The following is a 7,986-nucleotide window of genomic DNA, read 5'->3' as shown; positions in this document are numbered from 1 at the left end:
CGCTCCCACATCTGGAATGCATTTCCCTGTGGGAGCGAGCCTGCTCGCGAAGAACGATAACGCGGTCTGCGATCTGAAAAATCAGATCTTGAAACTGTCGACCAACTGCTTCAACCGGTTCGCCTGCTGCGACAACGCATCACAATCCTTCAACGTTTCGTTGAGGTTGGCCACGCTCTGCTGGTTCAACAGGTTGATCTGGTTGACGTCGACGTTCAGCGTTTCCACCACCGCCGTCTGCTCTTCAGTCGCCGCTGCAACCGATTGGTTCATGCCGTCGATTTCGCCGATGCGCTGGGTCACGCTGACCAGACGCAGACCGGCCTGATTCGCCACTTCCACGCTCTGCTCGCTGGACGCCTGGCTGGCGTTCATCGTGCTCACCGCTTCGCGCGAACCGACCTGCAGCGAGGTGATCATCTTGTGGATCTCTTCCGCCGATTCCTGGGTGCGATGAGCGAGGTTACGCACCTCATCGGCAACCACGGCAAAACCGCGCCCGGCTTCACCGGCACGCGCGGCCTCGATGGCAGCGTTGAGCGCCAGCAGGTTGGTCTGCTGCGAGATACCTTTGATCACGTCGAGAATGTGGCCAATGTTGTCGGTGCTCGCGTTCAGGGTTTCGATCTGCGTGCACGACAGGCTGATCTTCTGCGACAGCTCGGTCATCGCCTGAATGGTCTGCTCGACCACCTGACGACCATCATCGGCCTGCTCGGAAGCGCCACTGGCGTGCTGCGAAGCATCCGCCGCGTTGCGCGCGATTTCCTGAGTGGCCGCGCCCAGCTGATTGATCGCCGCCGCGACGCTGTTGGTGCGCGCACTTTGCTCGTCGGAACCGACGATCGAAGCGTTGGACGACGCCATCACCCGTTGCGACAGGTCATGTACGTGACGGGTCGCCGACGACACTTCGGAAATCGATGCGTGAATCCGTTCAACGAACTGGTTAAACGCGCTGCCCAGTTCACCGAACTCGTCTTTGCTCTCGACCAGCAGACGCCGGGTCAGATCGCCCTCGCCCTGGGCAATGTCTTTCATCGCGCGGCCCATGGTGGTCAGCGGACGCATCAACACGTTGATCAACAGGCTCAGCAGCAAAGCAATCGCCGCGACCGCGACAAACATGGCGATCAACGCCGAAGTGCGGAATTGGCTGAGTGCGGCGTAGGCCTTATCGCGATCGATCGACAGACCGATGTACCACTGCGCATTCGGCAGATCGCTGACCGGGGTGAACGAGAGAATGCGCTCCTGACCGTTGAGCACGACATTCTGGTTGCCCTTCTCGATGCGCACGCTGGTGTTCGGGTAGATGTCGTTGAGGTTTTTCATCACTTGGTCTTTGTCCGGGCTGACGATCACCTGACCGTCAGCACTGACCAGAAACGCATGGCCGAGGCCGCCGAAGTCCACCGAGTTGATGATCTTCACCAGGGTTTCCAGGCTGAGGTCACCACCCACCACACCGAGCAATTCACCGTCCTTTTTCACCGGCATGGCGATGGTCACCACCAAACCGCCGACTGCCGCCATGTACGGCGGCGTCAGCATGGTTTTGTCGGCGGCTACTGCCTGCTTGTACCAAGGCCGCTGACGCGGATCGTAACCGTCCGGCATCTTCGCATCGGGGCGCTGGGTGAAGACACCGTTGGCCTGGCCGACGTAAGTGAACTGGAAGTTCGAAGTGAAGGCCGGTTGATCGACAAGGCCCGGCAAGTCGGCATTCCTGCCTTGATGGGCAACGTTCTGCGCGAGGTTTTCCAGCACCAGAATCCGTCCGCTCATCCAGTTCTGCACGCTGCTGGCGGTGAGGTCACCGGCCTGCTGCACAGAGGACTGCAAATTCTGCCGAATGGTGTTTCGCTGCAAGTAATCGTTGTAGAGCGTGAACAACGCGAACGCCAGGACGACGACGCCCGAAGCGGCCAGGAGGATTTTATGGCTGAACTTGAGATTCATTTCATGGGACTTCTTATGCCAAAAGTGGGGATGCGTTTCCGGATGCAACATTCCATGTACGGCGCAGGCAGCGTTCTTCTGGCCGCTCTACTTTGGTGCACGCATTTCTCACCAGTCTGTCGGCCAGCGGCGGAGAAATCTTAGGGGCGCGTGAGAAATGGCCGGGGTTTGTGCAGGATTCCCGCCGAACGGCGTGCCAGAGCAGCTGCGAGGGAATTTTTCGCATCGACATGGGGGCAGCAGTTGCAAAATCTGTAACCCTTGATGACAATGCGACTAATTATCATTTGTGACGTTCGGGCTGGCGTGGTCATGTCTTCACCTGAGTTGGTCGTACAGGCGCTTTACGGTAGTCATCACGGCTGGCTCAACGCTTGGCTGCGCGCGCGGCTGGGCAACGCAGCGGATGCGGCGGATCTGGCTCAGGACACTTTCCTGCGTCTGCTGCAACGTACCGAACGCCTCGAACTCAGAGCGCCCCGAGCTTTCCTGCGAACCATCGCGCGCGGTCTGGTGATCGATCATTGGCGCCGCGAGGAAATCGAGCGGGCCTATCTGGAGACCATTGCTCACTTGCCTGAAGGCGAAGTACCTGACGCCGAATCCCGCGCGTTGGTGCTGGAACTGCTGGAAAGCATTGCGCGTATGCTCGAAGGACTGAAGCCGAAAGTGCGTCAGGCATTTCTCCTGGCGCAGTGCGAAGGTTTGACTCACAAACAGATCGCCGAGCAGTTGGGCGTATCGGTACGTTCTGTGGAACGCTATGTCGCCGATGCGCTGTATCACTGCTATGTGTTGCGGTATGAAAGCTGATGCCTGTGGACAACCTCTCACTCGGTCGCCGCGTCGAACCGCGCCAACACGTGGTCAAGCAAGCGATTCACTGGCTGCTGCGGCTGCGCAACAACCACGGCAATTCGCGGCTGACTCGCCAATGCGAGCAGTGGCGCGCCGAGCATCATGAACATGAAATCGCCTGGCAGCGGGTGCAGTCGCTACAAGCCGAATTGAGCTCCAGTCTGCGCGCCGTGCCGGGTGCGCAGGTCGCTTTCAACACCTTGGAAAACAGTGCGCAGGGGCTGGGCCGACGCCAGGCTTTGAAGTTGTTGTCGGGCGCGCTGTTGATGGGCTCCGCCGCGTGGCTGGCCAAGGACAGCGCCGCCTGGCAGCAATGGAGTGCCGACTACGCCACGGCGACCGGCGAACGGCGCGGTTTCCAGTTGCCCGACGGCACGCGCATCGAACTCAACACCGCGAGCGCCGTAGACCTGGATTACACCGCGCAGCAGCGCCTGATCAAACTGACCCGTGGCGAGATCATCGTTACCTGCGGCGGCTCTGACGAGGGCGCGGCGACCGATCGACCGCTGCGCATACAGAATCGCCACGGCAGTTATGCGCCGGTCGATGCGCGTTTCATTTTGCGTCAGGACGATCAGTGCACGCGGCTCAGCGTTACCGGTGGTCGAGTCGTGGTTCACGCCGGTGGGCATTCGCTCGAGGCGCTCGCCGGGCAGAGTTTTCTGGTCGACCAAAGCGGTTTGCGCGCTGCGCCGACGCCGGATATGGATGCAGGCGCCTGGCTCGACGGTTTGATTGTCACGCGCAATATGCGGCTGGGTGACTTCCTCGCTGAAGTGGGCCGATATCGCCCGGGTTATCTCAATTGTTCGGCGGAGATCGCAGACCTGCGCCTTTCTGGGGTGTTCCGTCTGGAGGACACCGACAGGCTGCTGGCGGTCCTGCCGCAGACGCTGCCGGTGCAATTGCGTTATCGCACCCGCTGGTGGGTGACCCTGGAACGTGCGGTGTGATTATTTTTGACGGGTTTTCGCAGGCAGTCCGGCTTAGTCAGTAAGCACTTCAACTCAGCCCCCGCGACTGCCTACGGAAATCCACAATGACTGTCCGCGCCATTTGTAAGAACCCTCTGAATTTCACTGCAGAATCGACACTACTGCGCCATGCGGTTCACGCGGCACTGCTGACCACCGCGCTGGGCGTCAGCGTATTACCGAGCCTGAGTCTGGCCGCCAACACCGGCACCGAGATCAGCCACCGCTACAACATTGCTGCCGGGCCATTGGGCGAGGCGTTGAATCAGTTCGCCCGGCAGGCCGGCATCACCTTGGCGATGACGCCGCAACAGACCCAAGGTCAGCAATCTCCCGGCGTGCAGGGTGAATATTCGACCGACCAGGCCTTGAGCCATTTGCTCGGCGACTCAGGACTGGAGGCCGTCAGCCATGACGGCAGCAGCTACATTCTGCGCCCACTCGCTGAAAGCGAAGCACTGGCCTTGCCGACCACCGACATCAAAGGCTTCTCCCTCGGCAACGCGCTGGGCAGCATGGCCGGCTACAACGCCACGCACAGCCAGATCGCCACCAAGACCAGTACCGCCCTGTTGGAGACCTCGCAAAGCGTATCGGTGGTGACGCGTGAGCAAATGGATGACCAAGGCTCGCAAACCGTCTCGCAAGCGATGCGCTACACCCCGGGTGTGCTGACCAACCCGTATGGCGCCACGCACCGTTACGACTACGTGGCGATGCGCGGTTTCAACGACGGCTCGGTGGACAACATCTACCTCGACGGCCTCAAGTCGATGGGCGACAGCGGCACTTACAGCACCATGCAGGTCGATCCGTATTTCCTCGAGCGTGTGGACATTCTCAAAGGCCCGTCGTCCGTGCTGTACGGCCGTAGCTCGCCCGGCGGTCTGGTCGCGCTGACCAGCAAAAAGCCGTTGTATGAGGCTTATCATCAGGTGCAGGCCACAGTGGGGACGCAAGGCCAGCGTGGGGTTGGGTTTGACTTCAGCGGTCCGGTCGATGACGACAAGCGCATCGCCCATCGTCTGACCGGACTAAGCGATCAGTCCGACACGCAATTCGATCACAACAAGGAAAAACGCTTCGCCCTCGCGCCGACGTTGAGCATCGATTTCAGCGAAGACACCTCGCTGACCCTGCAGGCCTATCTGCAACACGATCCGGACGGTGGTTACCACGGCGGCGTTCCGGCGGACGGCACGATCCATCAGCGCAATGGCGAGCGCATCTCGCCGCGCTTCTTCGAGGGCGAGCCGGGGATCGACGGCTACTCCCGTGACCAGCAATCGTTCGGCTATCAGTTCGAACATCGCTTCAACGACGTCTTCACGGCGCGGCAGAACTTCCGCTATCTCGATTCCAAAGTGAACATGGATCAGGTGTACGCCTATGGCTGGACCACCCCGACCAGCAATGAACTGAACCGCTATTACACCGGCGGTGATGAGCGCCTGCATGCGTTCATCGTCGACAACATGCTGCAGGCCGAATTCTTCACCGGCGCGACCAAGCACACGGTGCTGATGGGCGCGGATTATCAACGGCGCAAAACCGTGGTCGACTGGACCAGCGGTGGCCTCGCGCCGATCAATGCGTTCAATCCGGTGTACGGTAACTCGGGGATCGAGATGTACGGCAACACCAGCTATCTGCGGCGCCTCGAACAGACCGGTGTGTATTTGCAAGACCTGATCGAGATGGACAAGTGGCGCTTCTCGCTGGGCCTGCGTCAGGACTGGGTCGAGACATCCGATGAAAACCGCATCGCCGAAGCGGGGCGTCCGGTTGGTACAGAGATCAATGATCGGCGCACGAAACTCACTGGGCGTGCCGGCGCTTTATATCTGTTTGATAACGGTCTGGCGCCATACATCAGCTACTCCGAGTCGTTTAACCCGAACTCCTATGCCGACAGCGCCGGTAATCCACTCGCCCCTACCGATGGCACACAGTGGGAAGTCGGTTTGAAGTATCAGCCGCCGGGCACCGATAACCTGTTTACCGCCTCGCTGTTCCGCATCGACCAGGAAAACCTCGCGACCAAACTGCCGCAGGAAAACTTCTATCGCGCGGTCGGTGCCGTACGCTCGCAAGGTCTGGAGCTGGAAGCGCACATGCAACTGACCGATAACTTGAAAGTGCTCGGCAGTTACACCTTCACTGATATCGAATATTCCAAATCGATGATCAGCACCTTGAGCACGCCGACCGATGTCATCGAGAACAAGGGCAACTCACCGACTCAGGCGCCGCGACACATGGCCTCGCTGTGGGCTGACTACAAGTTCGACAGTGCCGCACTTGATGGGCTGCGGTTGGGCGGTGGGGTGCGCTATGTCGGCTACAGCTGGGCCGATGCGGAGAACACGATGAAGGTGCCGTCTTACACGCTGTTCGATGCCTCGATTGGTTATGACCTGGGCAAGATTGGTTTGAAGGGTGTTGATGTTCGGCTCAACGCGAACAACCTGACCAATGAATCCTATGTCGCGTCCTGCGCCAGTCTGAACTTCTGCTACATGGGCGAAGAACGCAACGTAGCGGCGACCGTCAGCTATCAGTTCTAAAGCTATGTCCTGTGCATAAAAAAGCCAGCCCCTGCTATCAGGGGCTGGCTTTGTCGTTTCTTCGGGGTGTTTTGTATGCGTGCGTTTCTGGTTTTGTTGCATCGGTACATTGGCTTGGCCACTGCGACGTCTTTATTGTTGGCCGGGCTGACCGGCAGTGTGCTGGCGTTCAATCACGAACTGGACGAGTGGCTGAATCCGCAGTTTTACGAGGCGACGTTAGTGGGTGAGCGCTTGTCGCCGGGCGCGTTGGTAGATGCAGTGCAGACAGCGCATCCGAAACTGCAAGTCTGGTACATGGAGTATCCCCATGAGACGGGGCATACGGCGCTGCTGGCGGCCGTTCCGCGTAAGGATCCGGCGACGGGCCAGCCGTTTGATGAGCGCAATCAGGTGTTCTATCTGGACCCGGTCAGCGCGGAGCAAAAAGGCGCGCGCTACTGGGGTGAATGCTGTTTTCAGCGGGAGAACTTCATCCCGTTCATTCTGGAGTTTCACTACAACCTGACATTGCCCGGTAACTGGGGACTGCTGTTGATGGGCCTGGTGGCCATCGCGTGGGTGATCGACTGTTTTGTCGCATTGTGGCTGACCTTGCCGCGTGGCAAGCCATTCTGGAAGAAGTGGGCTACTGCGTGGAAGGTCAAAGGCGGGCATGTCTACCGCTTGAACTTCGATCTGCATCGCGCCGGCGGATTGTGGTTGTGGCTACTGCTGTTACCGATCGCCGTCAGCAGCGTGGCCATGAACTTGCCGAGCCAGGTATTCAAGCCTGCTGTCTCGTTGTTTTCCCCGATCGAGCCGAGCGTTTATGAAGCCAGAGGACGAATGCCCGCCGATCAACTGGGGACGACACAGTTGAGTTATCAACAGGCGTACGAAAGGGCATTGCAGGAAGGGAAACGATTAGGACTGACGGCGGCAATAGGCGAGTTGTATTACAGCTTTGAGTACAACTTCTACGGCGCAGGATTTGGACAGCACGATACGGACGCCCATGGAAAATCCTGGTTGTTCTTTCACGGTACCGATGGCCGATTATTGGGACAGGAGATCGCGGGACAGGGCACGCTTGGAGAGCAGTTCTATCGACTTCAGTTGCCCATACATGGAGGACGGATCATCGGGGTGACAGGGCAGGTAATGATCGCGGTACTGGGTGTGTTGATTGCGGGGTTGTCAGGGACGGGCGTCTATATTTGGTGGCGCAAGTGGCAGGCAAGACGCAGCACCAGGATCCGAAGAACAGCCTGATCTTTCGTACACGCTTAAATGACAAAACCCCTGTCTGCGTTAGCAGACAGGGGTTTCGGAATTCAATCTTGACGATGACCTACTCTCACATGGGGAAACCCCACACTACCATCGGCGATACATCGTTTCACTTCTGAGTTCGGGATGGGATCAGGTGGTTCCAATGTTCTATGGTCGTCAAGAAATTCTTTATCTGGCCCGTCAACACGGTAACAAGCCAGCAAAAACAGGAACTTCTACTAAAACAAAACCCCAACTGCTTTCGCAATTGGGGTTTCGGAATTTAATCTTGACGATGACCTACTCTCACATGGGGAAACCCCCCACTACCATCGGCGATGCATCGTTTCACTACTGAGTTCGGGATG

Annotated in this window: 5 protein-coding genes, 1 rRNA gene and 1 pseudogene; 4 read left to right on the top strand and 3 right to left on the bottom strand. The window is 58.7% G+C overall.

The features are described from left to right. Nucleotides 1–81 precede the first annotated feature (81 nt). Both F8N49_RS28680 and F8N49_RS28675 read right to left on the bottom strand, forming a co-directional pair. Nucleotides 82–867, bottom strand: coding sequence for a methyl-accepting chemotaxis protein (locus F8N49_RS28680; protein WP_370593577.1), 786 nt, complete (start codon nt 865–867; stop codon nt 82–84). Between the two features lie 69 nt (nt 868–936). Next, nucleotides 937–1,962, bottom strand: a pseudogene (locus F8N49_RS28675) (cache domain-containing protein); the annotation flags it as partial. Between the two features lie 312 nt (nt 1,963–2,274). Here F8N49_RS28675 and F8N49_RS22525 point away from each other — a divergent pair. From F8N49_RS22525 to F8N49_RS22510, 4 genes are all read left to right on the top strand, one after another. Further along, nucleotides 2,275–2,775, top strand: coding sequence for a sigma-70 family RNA polymerase sigma factor (locus F8N49_RS22525; RefSeq protein WP_071173994.1), 501 nt, complete (start codon nt 2,275–2,277; stop codon nt 2,773–2,775). Next, nucleotides 2,775–3,776, top strand: coding sequence for a FecR domain-containing protein (locus F8N49_RS22520; protein ID WP_110644729.1), 1,002 nt, complete (start codon nt 2,775–2,777; stop codon nt 3,774–3,776). Before F8N49_RS22525 ends, F8N49_RS22520 begins: the two co-directional genes overlap by 1 nt. Nucleotides 3,777–3,862: 86 nt before the next feature. After that, nucleotides 3,863–6,364 (top strand): TonB-dependent siderophore receptor, encoded by a 2,502-nt coding sequence (locus tag F8N49_RS22515; RefSeq protein ID WP_151552665.1) that lies wholly within the window; start codon nt 3,863–3,865, stop codon nt 6,362–6,364. 75 nt (nt 6,365–6,439) lie between these two features. After that, on the top strand, nt 6,440–7,618 hold the full coding sequence (locus F8N49_RS22510) for a PepSY domain-containing protein (RefSeq protein ID WP_122747491.1): 1,179 nt from the start codon (nt 6,440–6,442) through the stop codon (nt 7,616–7,618). Nucleotides 7,619–7,684: 66 nt separating this feature from the next. Here F8N49_RS22510 and rrf read toward each other — a convergent pair. Continuing rightward, nucleotides 7,685–7,800, bottom strand: a 5S ribosomal RNA gene (gene rrf / locus F8N49_RS22505). Between the last annotated feature and the right edge of the window lie 186 nt (nt 7,801–7,986).

The sequence above is a fragment of the Pseudomonas sp. GXM4 genome (assembly GCF_008923895.1).
Classification (GTDB): Bacteria; Pseudomonadota; Gammaproteobacteria; order Pseudomonadales; family Pseudomonadaceae; genus Aquipseudomonas; species Aquipseudomonas atacamensis.
The sequence above is the reverse complement of the archived record's forward strand: the minus strand, read 5'-3'. Positions and strand labels throughout refer to the sequence as shown.

Coding starts and splice junctions, on each gene's coding strand:
- F8N49_RS28680 (WP_370593577.1), bottom strand. CDS start 867: ATGGCGTCGTCCAACGCTTCGATCGTCGGTTCCGACGAGCAAAGTGCG.
- F8N49_RS22525 (WP_071173994.1), top strand. CDS start 2,275: ATGTCTTCACCTGAGTTGGTCGTACAGGCGCTTTACGGTAGTCATCAC.
- F8N49_RS22520 (WP_110644729.1), top strand. CDS start 2,775: ATGCCTGTGGACAACCTCTCACTCGGTCGCCGCGTCGAACCGCGCCAA.
- F8N49_RS22515 (WP_151552665.1), top strand. CDS start 3,863: ATGACTGTCCGCGCCATTTGTAAGAACCCTCTGAATTTCACTGCAGAA.
- F8N49_RS22510 (WP_122747491.1), top strand. CDS start 6,440: ATGCGTGCGTTTCTGGTTTTGTTGCATCGGTACATTGGCTTGGCCACT.